The sequence below is a fragment of the Micromonospora halotolerans genome (genome assembly GCF_032108445.1).
GTDB classification, from domain to species: Bacteria; Actinomycetota; Actinomycetes; order Mycobacteriales; family Micromonosporaceae; genus Micromonospora; species Micromonospora halotolerans.
Genome location: NZ_CP134876.1, coordinates 1,485,658 through 1,500,099 on the forward strand (window position 1 = coordinate 1,485,658; position 14,442 = coordinate 1,500,099).

The window sequence follows — 14,442 nt, forward strand, 5'->3', positions numbered from 1 at the left end:
GGGGCTGACATGGCCAACGCCACCGACCACCTCTGGATGCACTTCACCCGGATGGCCAGCTACTCCGACGGCGAGGTCCCGACCATCGTGCGCGGCGAGGGCGCGTACGTCTGGGACTCGCAGGGCCGCCGCTACCTGGACGGACTCGCCGGGCTCTTCGTCGTCAACGCCGGCCACGGCCGGACCGAGCTGGCCGAGGCGGCCGCCAAGCAGGCCGGCGAACTGGCCTACTTCCCACTGTGGTCGTACGCCCACCCCAAGGCCGTCGAGCTGGCCGAGAAGGTCGCCGCGCTGGCCCCCGGCGACCTGAACCGGGTCTTCTTCACCACCGGCGGCTCGGAGGCCGTCGAGGCGGCGTGGAAGCTGGCCCGGGCCTACTTCAAGCGCACCGGCCAGCCGAACAAGTACAAGGTGGTCAGTCGCTACATCGCCTACCACGGCACCTCGATGGGCGCCCTGTCGATCACCGGCCTGCCCGGCATCAAGAGCGACTTCGAGCCGCTGGTGCCCGGCGGCATCAAGGTGCCGAACACCAACTTCTACCGGGCGCCCGAGCACGGCGACGACCCCGAGGCGTTCGGCCGCTGGGCCGCCGAGGAGATCGGCCGGGCCATCGAGCGGGAGGGGCCGGACACCGTCGCCGCCGTCTTCCTGGAGCCGGTGCAGAACTCCGGCGGCTGCTTCCCGCCGCCGCCCGGCTACTTCGAGCGGGTCCGGGAGATCTGCGACGCGTACGACGTGCTGCTGGTCAGCGACGAGGTGATCTGCTCCTGGGGCCGGCTCGGCGAGTACTTCGGCGCCGTCCGGTACGGCTACCAGCCGGACATCATCACCACCGCCAAGGGCATCACCTCGGGCTACGCCCCACTCGGCGCGATGATCGCCAGCGAGCGGCTGATGGAGCCGTTCCTCACCGAGACCGGCATGTTCGCGCACGGGGTGACCTTCGGTGGCCACCCGGTCTCCTGCGCGGTGGCCCTGGCCAACCTGGAGGTCTTCGCCCGCGAGGACCTCATCGGCCACGTCCGGGCCAACGAGGGCGCCTTCCGGTCCACCCTGGAGAAGCTCAACGACCTGCCGATCGTCGGCGACGTCCGGGGCGACGGCTACTTCTACGGCATCGAGCTGGTCAAGGACAAGACCACCCGGGAGACGTTCGACGAGGCCGAGTCCGAGCGGTTGCTGCGCGGCTTCCTCTCCACCGCGCTCTTCCGGGCCGGGCTCTACTGCCGCGCCGACGACCGGGGCGACCCCGTGGTGCAGCTCGCCCCGCCGCTGATCGCCCAGCAGCAGCAGTTCGACGAGATCGAGCAGATCCTGCGCGCCGTGCTGACCGAGGCATGGTCGCGCCTCTGACCGGCGGCCCGGACGGGGCCGGTTCCCGGGACACCGGGAGCCGGCCCCGTCCCGTCGGGCCTCCCGCCGGCGACACCGGGGACCGGACCGCGCCGACCGGCGTCGGTGCCACCGACCGGACCCGGGTACGCCGGCTGCCCGACCTGGCCGTCCACGACCGGGCCGCGCTGCACGCCGTCCTCGACGCCGGCCGGGTCGCGCACGTGGCCGTCGCCGACGGCGGCCAGCCGTACGCCCTGCCGGTGGCGTACGCGCGGGACGGGGAGCGGGTGCTCGTGCACGGCTCCACCGGCAGCCGGCTGTTCCGGCACCTCGCCGGCGGCGCGCCGGCCTGCCTCACGGTCACCCTGCTCGACGGCCTGGTGCTGGCCCGCAGCGCCTTCGAGTCCTCGATGAACTACCGCTGTGCCATGGTGCTCGGCACCCTCACCCCGCTGCACGGCGAGGCGAAGGCGGCCGCGCTGCACCGCCTCTCCGAGCACCTGCTCCCCGGCCGCTGGTCCGAGATCCGGCCGCCCTCGGCGAAGGAACTGGCCGCCACGCTGGTGCTCGCCCTGCCGCTGGACGAGTGCTCGGTGAAGGTCAGCTCCGGCCCGCCCGACGACCCCGAGGACGACCTCGACCGGCCGGTCTGGGCCGGGGTGGTGCCGGTCGTCGAGACGTACGGCACCCCGCAGCCCGACCCGCGGCTGCGCCACGACCTCCCCCCACCGGAGTGGTGATGCGCTACCAGGAGCTGTCGTACTGGCTGTCCAGCGTGACCGAGCCGCTGACGCCGCGCCCCGGCCTGCCCGGCGACACCGACGCCGACGTGGTGATCGTGGGCGCCGGATACACCGGGCTGTGGACCGCGTACTACCTCGCCGCGGCCGACCCGACGCTGCGGATCGTGGTGCTGGAGAAGGAGATCGCCGGGTACGGCGCCTCCGGCCGCAACGGCGGCTGGTGCTCCGCCCTGTTCCCCACCTCCCTGCCGGCGCTGGCCCGGCGGCACGGCCGCGACCGGGCGCTCGCCATGCAGCGGGCCATGCACTCCACGGTCCGCGAGGTCGGCCGGGTGGTCGCCGCCGAGGGCATCGACTGCGACTGGACGGCCGGCGGCACCGTGGTGCTGGCCCGCACCGACGTGCAGCTCGGCCGGGCCCGGGCCGCCGTCGCGGAAGCCCGCGAGCACGGGCTCGACGACGCCGACCTGGTGCTGCTCGACGCCGCCGAGGCCGCCGCCCGCTGCCACGCCGACGGGGTACGCGGCGGCACGTACACGCCGCACTGCGCCGCCGTGCACCCGGCGAAGCTGGTCCGGGGCCTGGCCGCGGCGGTGGAACGCCGAGGCGTACGCGTCTTCGAGCGGACCCCGGTGACCGCGCTGCGGCCCGGGGCGGCGGTGACCCCGGCCGGCGTGGTCCGCGCACCGGTGGTGGTCCGGGCGACCGAGGGCTTCACGCCGGCCCTGCCCGGCCAGCGGCGGGCCGTCGCGCCGGTCTACTCGCTCATGGTGGCCACCGAACCGCTGCCCGCGGCGACCTGGGCGGAGATCGGGCTGGCCGAGCGGGAGACGTTCTCCGACTACCGGCACGTCATCATCTACGGCCAGCGCACCGCCGACGGCCGGCTCGCCTTCGGTGGGCGGGGCGCCCCCTACCACTACGGCTCCCGGGTCCGCCCCGACTTCGACCGCGAGCCGCGGGTCTTCGCGGCGCTGCGCCGCGTGCTCGGCGAACTCTTCCCGGTGCTGGGCCCGGACGTGCCGGTGACGCACACCTGGGGCGGGCCGCTCGGCGTGGCCCGGGACTGGGCCGCCTCGGTGGGGCTGGACCGGTCGACCGGGCTCGGCTGGGCGGGCGGCTACGTCGGCGACGGCGTCGGCACGAGCAACCTGGCCGGCCGTACCCTGGCCGACCTGATCCGCGGCGAGCAGACCGACCTGACCGCCCTCCCCTGGGTCAACCACCGCTCCCCGCGATGGGAACCGGAACCCCTGCGCTGGCTCGCGGTCAACGCCGGCCTGAAGGTCATGTTCTCGGCGGACGAAGCGGAACGACGCACCAACCGCCCCTCCCGCCGAGCGAAGGCCTTCTCCCACCTCCTGGGCCACTAACCACCCCACCACCTCCACCTCGCGGCGGCCGTCGGGGTGGTTGATCAAGGGGTTTTGGTCAGGTGCGGGGCGGATTTTGACGCAAACTTCTTGATCAACGCCGGGAGGCGCGGTCGGTGCGGGCCGTCAGTGGTTCGGGGGGATTACGCGGAGGTGGCCGCGGCGGCCCTGTTGGTGGGGCTGGGGGGTCTGGTGGTTGTCGTCCGACGGTGGGCGTGGGGGTGCCGGGCGGGCGGCCTCGCGGACGGCCTCGGCCAGGGCGACCAGGTCGTCCGTGGTGGGCGGCGGGGGCTCGAACTCGCCCTCGTGACGCACCACGTCCCAGCCACGCGGGGCGGTCAGGTTGCGGGCGTGCGGCTCGCACAGGTCGTACGTGTGCGGCTCGGCGAACGCGGCGAGGGGGCCCACCACGGCCGTGGACTCGTTGTAGACATAGGTCAATGTGGCGACCGCTTGCCGGGGGCAGCCGTTACGGGAGCAGCGCCGTGGTGACCTCACGGCGGCAGGGTATCTCCATTACCGGGTGCGGCGCACCGCTTCGCGTTGCGACACGCCCGTCATGGTGATCACATTCGTCCGATCGGCCGCTCGGCGCGCCGGGCCGGCGGCGCGACGGCGGGCGGCCCGGGTGCGCGGGCTACCCTGTGCGTCATGACGAGCCCGGAAAACCGCCGCCCCGGCTCCGGCCGGCGCACCCACCGCGACCGCCACGGGCGGGGCCTGCGGGGGCGGCTGGTGCCGGCCACCGTGCCGCTGGCCCGGACCAAGGCCGAGGTCTTCGACGACCTGGTGCTGGACACGGTGGAGACGCTCGAACGCCGCTTCGCCAAGGAGCTGGCCGGGGTCGAGTTCGCCGTCGAGGACGTCCCGCCGGACCTGAACGTCTACGACTCGGACGTGCTGGAGGACGGCGAGGTGCCGCTCGCCCGCCTGCTGCCCGGTCGCCCGGGCCGCCAGGAGGTGCCGCCGCGGATCGTGCTCTACCGGCGGCCGCTGGAGTTCCGCGCCATGGACCGCGAGGACCTCGCGGACCTCGTGCACGACGTGATCATCGAGCAGGTGGCGAACCTGCTCGGCGTCGACCCCGACGAACTGGCCTGAGCCGGCACCCGCCGACCGTCGCCGCGTCCCGGCCGGCCCCCGCCGGCCGGGTCGTCGACCCCGGACCCCGGGCGGCCCCCACCACCCGGTCCGGTACGCGCGTCAGGCGGCTACCCGCCGCTTGAGCTTGCGCCGCTCCCGCTCGGAGAGCCCACCCCAGATCCCGAACCGCTCGTCGTGGCCGAGCGCGTATTCGAGACACTCCGTCTTCACTTCACACCGCGAGCAGATGCGCTTCGCCTCGCGGGTCGAGCCGCCCTTCTCGGGAAAAAACGCCTCCGGGTCGGTCTGCGAGCACAGCGCCCGCTCCTGCCACTCCGGCGCGTTTCCGAGCAGGTCGGCCACCTCGAGCTGGCCGTCCATCCATTGCCTCCTTGTCGCGCACCGGCGTCATCGCCGCTGCAACCCCCCACGCGAAAGGCGTGCTTGTTCGTCCGGTCACAATTTGTTGCGTTCCGCGCGAACAACCCCATTCAAATTACACGCGTGTAATGCGTGCGCCGTCAAGCCAAACTTGATAATGGAGTCGCCCTCCCGACACGTTCCGGACGGCGTGGTGGCCGCCCGACCCTCGCAACCTGCCCTATCGATTCAGACCCCGGACGAGTAACGCCCTCCCCGGCGAGTTGCCCCAAGTTTTCTGCCGTGGCGCACCCGTGTGGACACCCCCGGCGGCCCCCGGTGGAGGCTTCCGGCGGGCCGCGCCCGGGCGGTCGTCGTGACACCGTCCAAGATCAGCATTTGTGGGGCACAAGGTTAACCCGACCCGAACGGTACCGCCCGTTGAGGCCGCAGACGCCGACCGCGCCCCGTCCACCATGTGGACGGGGCGCGGCCGTGCGGCAGCGTGGATGGTCAGTCCACTCCCGGCGGTGAGCTGGCCGGCCAGACGAATTCGGCGATCACGCCGCCGGTGACCGAGATCGCGCCGGCGGGGGTGGTGTCGTCCCACCAGACGGTATAGAGACCGGCCGGCAGGTCCGGGTAGACGGCGCTGTGGAACAGCCCGTCGCGGACGTGCCGCTCCCGTACGGCCGAGTGCGTGCGCGGCTCGTCCCGGTCGGCGCGGCTGATCTCGATCTCGCGGCCGTGCAGCTCCCGTCCGGTGTGGATGATCAGTGCGCCGGAGTCGCCGCCCAGGTCGAGCACGACGCTGCCGCTCTCCGAGGGGCCGAGGATGTGCTGCTGGCCGTGCACGTGCCCTCCCCGCTCAGGACTTCTTCGCCGGCGGGTTGTTGAACCCGTCGTACGGCGTGCCGAGGAACGGGAAATCGCCCAGGAACGGCGCGGTCACGTCGGCGGCGCTCAGGCCCGGGGTCACGGCGGTCGCCGCCGCGTCCGGCTTGAACGTCTTGTCGACCAGCGGCACGGTCAGCCCGGCGATGGCCCGCAGCGCGATGGTCACCACGTCGTCACCCACCCGCCGGCCGTTCGGGAAGCCCGCCAGGTCACCGCCGAGCACCCCGAACCGGTCCGGCTTGGGGCTCGGCCGGATCGCCGTGTTCAGCCGCAGCATGTCGGCCTGCAGGTCCCCGGTCGTGTTGGCGAAACCGTCGATCAGCCCGGCCGGCACGCCGGTGAGCAGGATCGCCACCAGGTCGGCACGCGGCTTCTTCGACTTGTTCAGCGCGTCCAGGCTGGGGAAGACGCCCGGGTAGAGCGCGGGCAGGAGCGCGGCCAGCTCGGGATGCTCGACGAACTGGGCGAACCGCTTGTCCTCGGCGGGCGGCAGCGTGTTCCACAGGTCCTTCTTGGACATCGGCACGACGACCTCGTTGAACAGTGGGTTGCCCAGCCGGGAGACCTGAGTGAAGGGGCCGGCGGCCGTGTCCGCGGCGGCCCGGTCGCCGAGGACACGGACCTGCTGGCGGGAGGCCGTCGTCCAGACGCCGATGGTCGAGGCGCGGTCGGCGTAGCCGTACCGGCTGGCCTTGCGCCGGACCTTGGCGAGCGGGACCTGCACGGCGATGCTGTGCACGTTCAACCGGTCCAGCGCGTTGACCGGCTCACCCTCGGTCTTGAACAGCTTCTTGCCGGCCACGTGCAGCTGCTGAAAGGGGCGCAGCGTGCCGAGGTCGAAGATGGCGCCCAGGTCGACGAAGAAGCCGTCGGCCCGCTGGCCGGCGAAGACCTTCTCCCCCGTCGACAGCCGGAACGTCGCCTGCCGCACCAGGTCCTGGTATCCGGGCGTGGACAGCGGTCCCACGTTGCACGGCGGGCAGGGCAACTTGTGCGCCAGCACGCGCTCCCGGCCGTCGGCGATCCGGGTCAACCGGTAGAACTGGCGCCGGTTCCAGTTCTTGCTGTCCAGCGACTCGATCGGCCCGGTGTTGTAAAGAAAGCTGTTCGGATTCGTGATCTCCGTCGTGAATTCGAAACGATAGGTGACGTCGGGATTTCCGTCGCCGTCGTTGTCGACGTGAATCTCGTACCGGACGTCGTCGCCGAACTCGAAGAAGTTGGGGCCGCCGGAGGGGAGCTGCACCGGCACGTAGTTGGCGATCAACGTGACCGTGTCGGGCTGGCTCGGGCTGACGAACGCGTACAGGTCGGAGCTGTCGGCGACCGGATCCTTGGCTATCTCCGGGGCCTCACGGTGAGAGGACATGGCGGACCACACCTTCGTCGGGGGTAACGGAAGTCGGTACCGGCGCCGGGAGCCCGCGCCGGGAGGGCCGCGCCGGGGGCGCGGGGGGCGGTCAGCGCCGGGCGGCGGCGCGGACCAGGCGGTCGGCCAGGCCGCGGTCGCGTACCTGGATCCGGGTCGTGCCGACGAAGACGTCCAGCGCGCCGGTGGCCGCGTCGCGGAGGTGGACCACGATCGGCTCGTCACGCCGGCCCGCGGAGGGCGCGTTCTGCGCGGCGGACAGGCCCGGCACGGTGAGTGCGGCGGCGCCCAGGGTGGCGCTCGCGGCGGCGGTCAACGTCTGCCGGCGGGTCAGTCGCGGCCAGGGCCGCCGCTTCGGCTCATCAGTGGTCATGGGCAACCTTTCCGGGCCGGCGCCGTAGCGCCCACGCTGGACCGGGGCCCGGACGCCGCCGGGTGCCCCGGGCTCGGGGATGCCGGCGGCGGTCCTCGCCGCAACCGCCGCCGGCATCCACTGGTACGGCCGGCGGCGGGGAAAGGTTCGACGCTACGCGCCGACGTGACCGTACGCGGTCGTCCGCTTGCGGACCGGTCGGCCCGCCGCCGCCGCGATCCCCCGGAGCTGCTCCTCGGTGCGGGCCGAGCCGTTGCCCGAGCCGGCCATCCGGGAGATGGTCTCCTCCATGAGGGTGCCGCCCAGGTCGTTGCAGCCACCCTGGAGCATGGCGACCGTGCCGGCGTCGCCGAGTTTCACCCAGGAGCACTGGATGTTGGCGATGCGGCCGTGCAGCAGCAGCCGCGCCATCGCGTGCACGACCCGGTTCTCCCGCCAGGTCGGGCCGGGCCGGGCGATGCCGGCCAGGTAGATCGGCGCGTTGGTGTGCACGAACGGCAGCGCCACGAACTCGGTGAAGCCGCCCGTGCGGTCCTGCAGGCCGGCCAGCACCCGGAAGTGGGCCAGCCACTGGCCCGGGTGGTCGACGTGGCCGTACATCATGGTGGAGCTGGACCGGATGCCCAGCTCGTGGGCCGTGCCGACCACCTCGACCCAGGCGGCGGCCGGCAGTTTGCCCTTCGTGAGCACCCAGCGCACCTCGTCGTCGAGGATCTCGGCGGCGGTGCCCGGGATGGTGTCCAGGCCGGCCTCGCGGAGCTGAAGCAGCCACTCCTTCACGGGCACGCCGGCCTTGGCGGCGGCGGTGACGATCTCCATCGGGGAGAACGCGTGGACGTGCATCCCCGGCACCCGTGCCTTGATCGCCCGGACGATGTCGGCGTAGCCGGTGACCGGCAGCTTCGGGTCGATGCCGCCCTGGAGGCAGACCTCGGTGGCGCCGGCCGCCCACGCCTCCTCGGCCCGGTCGGCGACCTGCGCCACGGAGAGCCGGAACGCGTCGGCGTCGCTCTCCCGCTGCGCGAAGGCGCAGAACCGGCAGCCCACGTAGCAGACGTTGGTGAAGTTGATGTTGCGGTTGACCACGTAGGTGACGTCGTCGCCGACCGCGGCCCGCCGCACGTCGTCGGCGATCCGGCACAGCTCGTCCAGCGCCGGCCCGTCCGCGCCGAACAGCGCCAGCGCCTTCGCCTCGTGCGCCGGTTCCAACAGCGCGGCCGGATCGTCGGCGGCCAGCCGCAGACCGGCACGCAGGTCGGGGTCGCTCGCCACGGCGACCGGCACGGCCACCCTCGCGGCCACCTCCGACCAGTCGCCGTAGACGTCGTCGAAGTCGCCGCGCCGGTCCCCGGTCCGCCCGGTGGTGTCGATGGTGACGTGCAGGTCGGTCCGGCCGCCGAACACCTCCTCCGGCTCCTGCCACGGCCGGCCCACCGGCAGGGCCGCCTCGACGGCCAGCCCGGTCTCCGGGTCGGCCAGGGCGGTGACGTGCGGCAGCAGGCGCGGGTCGAGCCACGGATCGCCGGCCCGGACGTACTCCGGGTAGACGGTCAGGCGCTCGCGCAGGGTGAAGCCGGCCTGCCCGGTGCGCCGGGCCAACTCGTCCAGGTGCGGCCAGGGGCGCTCGGGGTTGACGTGGTCCGGGGTGACCGGCGAGACGCCGCCCCAGTCGTCGATGCCGGCGCGCAGCAGCAGGTCGTACTCGCCCTCGATGAGGTTGGGCGGGGCCTGGATCCGGGCCTTCGGGCCGAGCAGCACCCGCGCCACCGCCACCGTGGCCGCGAGGTCGTGCAGCTCCGCGTCGGGCATCCCGCGCATGGCGGTGTCCGGCTTGGCGCGGAAGTTCTGCACGATCACCTCCTGGAGGTGGCCGTACTCCCGGTGCGCCCGGCGGATGGCGAAGAGCGCGTCGACCCGCTCGGCCCGGGTCTCCCCGATGCCGATCAGCAGGCCGGTGGTGAACGGCACGCCGACCCGGCCGGCGTCGTCGAGCACCCGCAGCCGCACCGCCGGCTCCTTGTCCGGCGAGCCGTAGTGCGGGCCGCCGGGCTCCGACCAGAGCCGGGTGGCGGTGGTCTCCAGCATCATGCCCATGCTCGGCGCGACCGGCTTGAGCCGCTGCAACTCCGACCAGGACAGCACGCCCGGGTTGAGGTGCGGCAGCAGCCCGGTCTCCTCCAGCACCGCCACGGCGCAGGCGCGCAGGTAGTCGAGGGTGGAGTCGTAGCCCCGCTCGTCCAGCCACCGGCGGGCCGCCGGCCAGCGCTCCTCGGGGCGGTCGCCCAGGGTGAACAGGGCCTCCTTGCAGCCCTGGGCGGCGCCCTCCCGGGCGATGGCGAGGACCTCGTCCTTCTCCAGGTACGCGGCGGGCAGCCGGTGCGGCACCGTGGCGAAGGTGCAGTAGTGGCAGCGGTCCCGGCACAGCCGGGTCAGCGGGATGAAGACCTTCTTGGAGAAGGTGACGACGCCCGGGCGGCCGGCCTCCCGCAGCCCGGCGTCGCGGATCTCCCCGGCGATCCGGAGCAGCTCGTCCAGGGCCGTGCCGCGCGCCGTGAGCAGCGGGCTCGCCTCGGCCACGTCCAGCGCCCGGCCGGTGGCGGCCCGGCCCAGGGCCCGCCGGACGCTCGCCTCGGTCGGCACGGGCTCGGTGCGATCATCCATCCGCTCAGCCTATGCGCTGGCCGGTCCGGACCCGCCCGCCCCCGACGAGGAGGCGGGCGGGTGGCCGGGAAAGCGGCTCAGCGCGGGAAGTTCGGGTCCTCCCGGTCGAAGCGCTGCGTGCGGTCACCGTCCGGCGGGGCCGGCTGGCCGGGGTCGGCCGGCTGGCGCGGGATCGCCTGGGTCGGGTCGGCCGACGGCGGCTGGCCGAAGGGCGGCGCCGTGTGCGGGGCACCGCCGTACGGAGGCGCGGACTGCGGGCCGCCGAACGGCGGACCCGACTGCGGAGCGCCGAACGGCGGGCTCGACTGCGGGGCCCCGGGCGGCGGGCTCGACTGTGGCGCGTGCGGCGGGGCGGTGTTGAACGGCGGCGCGGGCTGCGCCGGGCCGTACGGGCCGGGCTGCGGGTAGCCGCCCGGCTGCTGCGGCCCGCCGGGGTACCCGCCCGGGGCGGGGTAGCCGCCGGGGTGGCCGGGCTGCTGCGGCCAGCCGGGCTGCGCCTGGCCGTAGACACCGGGCTGCGGTTTCGGCTTCGGGACGTAGTAGAGGGTCCGCCAGATCTTGAAGACCACGAACGCGGCGATCGCGAACACGGCCAGCCAGGCCAGCCGGGTGAGCAGGCCGAGGAAGGCGTCCAGCACCTCGCCGTCGGCGAGCCGGCCGACCAGCCAGATCAGGAGGGTCAGCGCGCCGAACACCGCGGCGACCGCGTACTCGACCAGCGCGACCTGGGTGATCAGCTTCGCCTTCGGCAGCACCGGGCGGACGTGGGTGGCGAGCAGCACGGCCAGCACCGGCAGGACCGTCGACTCCAGGCCGATGAAGGCGAAGAAGGTGCTCCCGGCCCGGCCGCTGAACGTGCTGTAGTCGTCGACCGGCACCAGGAGGCGCAGCAGGCCGACGAAGAGCAGCACGGCGTTCGCGCCGAGCAGGACGAGCGCGGCCAGTTCGCGCAGCGGCTTGGTCAACTGGCTGGCCTGCGTGGTGTCGCCGGACACGGGCTCGGCGGGGCTGGTCACGGACTCCCCCAGGGGACGAAAACGGACAGTTGCCGACGTGAGCCTAGTCGCTCCGGCCACCGGGCGATCGACGGCGGCGCGTGCGCAAGGATGGACGTCATGCGCATCGTGGTTTTGACCGGCGGCATCGGGGGCGCCCGGTTCCTGCTCGGCGTCCGGGCGTACGCCCGGGAGGTGGGGGCCGAGGTGACCGCCGTGGTCAACGTCGGCGACGATCTGCTGCTGCACGGGCTGAAGGTCTGCCCCGACCTGGACAGCGTCATGTACACGCTGGGCGGGGGCGCCGACCCGGAACGGGGCTGGGGCCGCGTGGGCGAGACCTGGACGGTCAAGTCCGAGCTGGCCGCGTACGGCGCCGAGCCGGCCTGGTTCGGGCTGGGCGACAAGGATCTCGCCACCCACCTGGTGCGCACCACCATGCTCAACGCCGGCTACCCGCTGTCCCAGGTCACCGAGGCGCTGTCCGCGCGCTGGCAGCCCGGCGTACGCCTGCTGCCGGCCACCGACGACCGGCTGGAGACCCATGTCGTGGTCGACCTGGACGGCGGCCAGCGGGCGATCCACTTCCAGGAGTGGTGGGTCCGCCACCGGGCGGACGTGCCGACGCACCGGTTCGTCTTCGTCGGCGCGGAGACCGCGAAGCCGGCGCCCGGCGTGCTGGAGGCGATCCGGGCCGCCGACGTGGTGCTCGTCGCGCCCAGCAACCCGGTGGTGAGCATCGCGCCGATCCTGGCCGTGCCGGGGCTGCGCGACGCGATCGCCGACGGGCCCGCCCCGGTCGTCGGGGTGTCCCCGATCATCGGCGGCGCACCGGTCCGCGGCATGGCCGACCGCTGCCTGTCCGTGCTCGGCGTCGAGTGCAGCGCGGCCGGGGTGGGCGGCCTCTACGGTGGCCGCGCGGCCGGCGGCCTGCTCGACGGCTGGCTGGTCGCGACGGAGGACGAGGGCACCGCGGTGCCGGAGGTGACCGTGCGCGCCGCGCCGCTGCGGATGACCGACGAGGCGGCGACGGCGGCGATGGTCCGAGCCGCGTTGGAGCTGATGTGAGGCTGGAGATCCTGCCGGTGCCCGGCATCGGCGACGTGACCGAGGGCGACGACCTGGCGGCGCTGATCGCCACCGCGGCGCCCTGGCTGCGCGACGGCGACGTGCTGGTGGTGACCAGCAAGGTCGTGTCGAAGGCGGAGGGCCGGCTGGTCGACGTGCCGGCCGACGGGCCCGAGCGGCTGGCCGCCCGGGACGAGGTGCTGGCCGGGGAGACCGCCCGCGTGGTGGCCACCCGCGGCACCACCCGGATCGTGCAGACGCACCACGGGTTCGTGATGGCCTCCGCCGGCATCGACGCGTCCAACGTGGACAAGACCCGGCTGGTGCTGCTGCCCAAGGACCCGGACGCCTCCGCCCGCGCGCTGCGCGCCACCCTGCGCGAGCGGTACGACCTCGACGTCGCGGTCATCGTGAGCGACACCATGGGCCGGCCGTGGCGCAACGGGCTCACCGACGTGGCGCTCGGGGTGGCGGGCATGCCGGCGATCCGCGACCACCGGGGCGAGATCGACCCCTACGGCAACGAACTCCAGCTCACCCAGATGGCCGTGGTCGACGAGCTGGCCGCGGCCGGTGAGCTGATCAAGGGCAAGTGCGACCAGGTGCCGGTCGCGGTGATCCGTGGCTACCTGGGCGAGACCCGGGACGACGACGAGGGCGCCGCCGCCCTGGTCCGGGACGCGTCGCTGGACCTGTTCTCCCTCGGCACCGCCGAGGCGCGCGCCGCCGGCCTGCGGGAGGCCGCCACCCTGGCCGACGGCCCCGGCCCGACCCCGGCCGACCCGGCCGCCGTGGACCGGGCGATCGCCGCCGTCGCCGGCGTGGTCGCGCCCGGCACCGTCTTCACCCACGTCACCGACGACGAGGTACGCGCCGGACTGGTCGCCACCGTGCCCGGCTGGCCGGCGGAGGCCACCGGCCTGGTCCTCGGCGCGCCACCGGCCCCGGTCGACGCGGCGGACCTGGTCCGTTTCGGCGCCGACCTGCAGCGCCTGCGTACCGCGCTGGCCGCCGAGGCCGTCCCGTCGGCGCTGCTCCCCCCGCCGCCGGGAAGCACCGCCAGCGCGGCCCTCGCCGTCTGACCTCGCGCCCGGCGACCTCAGGCGTCGAGGACGGCCCGGCCCAGCGGGGTCAGGGTGTGCAGCACGGTGTTGCGGTCGCGGTGGCTGACCAGCAGGCCGGCGTTGCGCAGCACGCTGGTGTGCTGGCTGGCCGCGGCCGCGGAGATGCGCAGCCGGCGGGCGACCTCGCCGGTGGTGCAACCCTCGTCGGCGGCTTCCAGCACGGCCGCCCGGGTCCGGCCGAGCAGGGCGGCCAGCGCCTCCCGCTGCGCGGCGTCGGCGTCCCGGCCGGCGCCGCCGCCCGCCTCGGGCATGAGGCCGCCGAGCCGGTCGACGGGATAGACCAGCACCGGCGGCAGGCTCGGGTCGAGGAGCGCGACCGGGGTGCGGGCGCAGAAGAACGAGGGGACGAGCAGCAAGCCCCGGCCGTCGAGGTGCAGCTCCCGGCTGTCCGGATAGTCGAGGACCTCCAACACCCCGTCGGCCCAGCGCATGCTCGGCCGCAGGCTGGCCAGCAGCCCCTCGGCGCCGCCGTCGAGCATGGCCCGGGCGCGGCGCGCGCGGTCCGCCTCCACGGCGGCCTGGATCCGCGACCAGTATGGGGTGACCGCGAGCGACTGGTACCGGACCATCGAGTCGGTCAGGTGGCTGAGCACCTCGGGCTCGCCGCGGGCCAGGGCGCTCGCCGACGCCGGCAGTGCGTTCTCCTCGGCGAGCCGGGTGAGGTCGCGGCGGAGCAGGTCGACCGGGGTGCCGCGAACCGCCTCCAGCCCGGCGTCCAGACCGTCCTTGCTGGCGTAGGGGGTGAGGAAGTCGGGGAAGTAGCCGCGGGGCGGGTTGAGCGCGAGCAGCAGGCGGTAGCCCTCGGCGGTGGTGTCCGTCCGCAGCCCGCGGGCCACGGTGCGTCGCCACGCGGTCAGCAGCGGGTCACGCCCGCGACCCTGAAGCAGGTGCAGGCTGAGGACCAGTTCCCAGACCGGGTCCGCGACAGGGGCCACCCTGGTCCGCAGGATGTCCTCGCGGGAGAAAATGACCTTCAGCATGGAGCTCTCCCGGGCGGACAGAGGGAGTGCCCGCCACGTTGAGCACTGTACCTGCCGGTACTTATCTTCATCTTTAAG

General features: G+C 74.0%; 14 protein-coding genes. 6 read left to right on the forward strand and 8 right to left on the reverse strand.

The window, feature by feature from the left end; all coding sequences use genetic code 11:
* The first annotated feature begins 9 nt into the window (after nucleotides 1-9).
* Genes RMN56_RS06815 through RMN56_RS06825 form a run of 3 tightly spaced genes read left to right on the forward strand, consistent with a single transcriptional unit; the run spans nucleotide 10 to nucleotide 3,454 of the window.
* Complete coding sequence (locus tag RMN56_RS06815; RefSeq protein ID WP_313722981.1) at nucleotides 10-1,356, forward strand: aspartate aminotransferase family protein; 1,347 nt, start codon at nucleotides 10-12, stop codon at nucleotides 1,354-1,356.
* Nucleotides 1,341-2,078, forward strand: a complete 738-nt coding sequence (locus tag RMN56_RS06820; protein ID WP_313722982.1) for a pyridoxamine 5'-phosphate oxidase family protein — start codon at nucleotides 1,341-1,343, stop codon at nucleotides 2,076-2,078. The genes RMN56_RS06815 and RMN56_RS06820 overlap by 16 nt, the downstream gene beginning before the upstream one ends.
* A complete protein-coding gene (locus RMN56_RS06825) occupies nucleotides 2,078-3,454 on the forward strand; it encodes an NAD(P)/FAD-dependent oxidoreductase (RefSeq protein ID WP_313722983.1) in 1,377 nt (458 codons plus the stop codon). The genes RMN56_RS06820 and RMN56_RS06825 overlap by 1 nt, the downstream gene beginning before the upstream one ends.
* A 126-nt stretch (nucleotides 3,455-3,580) precedes the next feature.
* Here the strand turns inward: RMN56_RS06825 and RMN56_RS06830 are convergent, their stop codons facing one another.
* Nucleotides 3,581-3,952, reverse strand: a complete 372-nt coding sequence (locus tag RMN56_RS06830; RefSeq protein ID WP_313722984.1) for a DUF3499 domain-containing protein — start codon at nucleotides 3,950-3,952, stop codon at nucleotides 3,581-3,583.
* A 153-nt stretch (nucleotides 3,953-4,105) separates the two neighbouring features.
* Here RMN56_RS06830 and RMN56_RS06835 point away from each other — a divergent pair, with 153 nt between their 5' ends.
* Nucleotides 4,106-4,555: a metallopeptidase family protein gene (locus RMN56_RS06835; RefSeq protein WP_091260118.1), complete on the forward strand. Its 450-nt coding sequence runs from the start codon at nucleotides 4,106-4,108 to the stop codon at nucleotides 4,553-4,555.
* Nucleotides 4,556-4,657: 102 nt separating this feature from the next.
* Here RMN56_RS06835 and RMN56_RS06840 read toward each other — a convergent pair whose 3' ends face one another.
* The 6 genes from RMN56_RS06840 to RMN56_RS06865 all read right to left on the reverse strand — a co-directional run bounded on the left by RMN56_RS06840 (nucleotide 4,658) and on the right by RMN56_RS06865 (nucleotide 11,213).
* On the reverse strand, nucleotides 4,658-4,918 hold the full coding sequence (locus RMN56_RS06840) for a WhiB family transcriptional regulator (protein ID WP_013284161.1): 261 nt from the start codon (nucleotides 4,916-4,918) through the stop codon (nucleotides 4,658-4,660).
* A 492-nt stretch (nucleotides 4,919-5,410) separates the two neighbouring features.
* The gene (locus RMN56_RS06845; protein ID WP_313722985.1) at nucleotides 5,411-5,752 is read right to left on the reverse strand and encodes a phospholipase; all 342 of its coding nucleotides are present in this window, start codon (nucleotides 5,750-5,752) and stop codon (nucleotides 5,411-5,413) included.
* A gap of 13 nt (nucleotides 5,753-5,765) precedes the next feature.
* A complete protein-coding gene (locus RMN56_RS06850) occupies nucleotides 5,766-7,163 on the reverse strand; it encodes a DUF4331 domain-containing protein (protein WP_313722986.1) in 1,398 nt (465 codons plus the stop codon).
* A 91-nt stretch (nucleotides 7,164-7,254) separates the two neighbouring features.
* A complete protein-coding gene (locus RMN56_RS06855) occupies nucleotides 7,255-7,536 on the reverse strand; it encodes a hypothetical protein (protein WP_313722987.1) in 282 nt (93 codons plus the stop codon).
* Nucleotides 7,537-7,689: 153 nt separating this feature from the next.
* Nucleotides 7,690-10,197: a bifunctional FO biosynthesis protein CofGH gene (locus RMN56_RS06860; protein ID WP_313722988.1), complete on the reverse strand. Its 2,508-nt coding sequence runs from the start codon at nucleotides 10,195-10,197 to the stop codon at nucleotides 7,690-7,692.
* Nucleotides 10,198-10,274: 77 nt separating this feature from the next.
* Nucleotides 10,275-11,213, reverse strand: a complete 939-nt coding sequence (locus RMN56_RS06865) for a hypothetical protein (protein ID WP_313722989.1) — start codon at nucleotides 11,211-11,213, stop codon at nucleotides 10,275-10,277.
* Nucleotides 11,214-11,312: 99 nt separating this feature from the next.
* Here RMN56_RS06865 and cofD point away from each other — a divergent pair, with 99 nt between their 5' ends.
* Both cofD and RMN56_RS06875 read left to right on the forward strand, forming a co-directional pair.
* A complete protein-coding gene (cofD, locus tag RMN56_RS06870; RefSeq protein WP_313722990.1) occupies nucleotides 11,313-12,260 on the forward strand; it encodes a 2-phospho-L-lactate transferase in 948 nt (315 codons plus the stop codon).
* A complete protein-coding gene (locus RMN56_RS06875; RefSeq protein ID WP_313722991.1) occupies nucleotides 12,257-13,342 on the forward strand; it encodes a coenzyme F420-0:L-glutamate ligase in 1,086 nt (361 codons plus the stop codon). Before cofD ends, RMN56_RS06875 begins: the two co-directional genes overlap by 4 nt.
* Before the next feature lie 17 nt (nucleotides 13,343-13,359).
* Here RMN56_RS06875 and RMN56_RS06880 read toward each other — a convergent pair whose 3' ends face one another.
* The gene (locus RMN56_RS06880; RefSeq protein ID WP_313722992.1) at nucleotides 13,360-14,364 is read right to left on the reverse strand and encodes an ArsR/SmtB family transcription factor; all 1,005 of its coding nucleotides are present in this window, start codon (nucleotides 14,362-14,364) and stop codon (nucleotides 13,360-13,362) included.
* Nucleotides 14,365-14,442 lie beyond the last annotated feature (78 nt).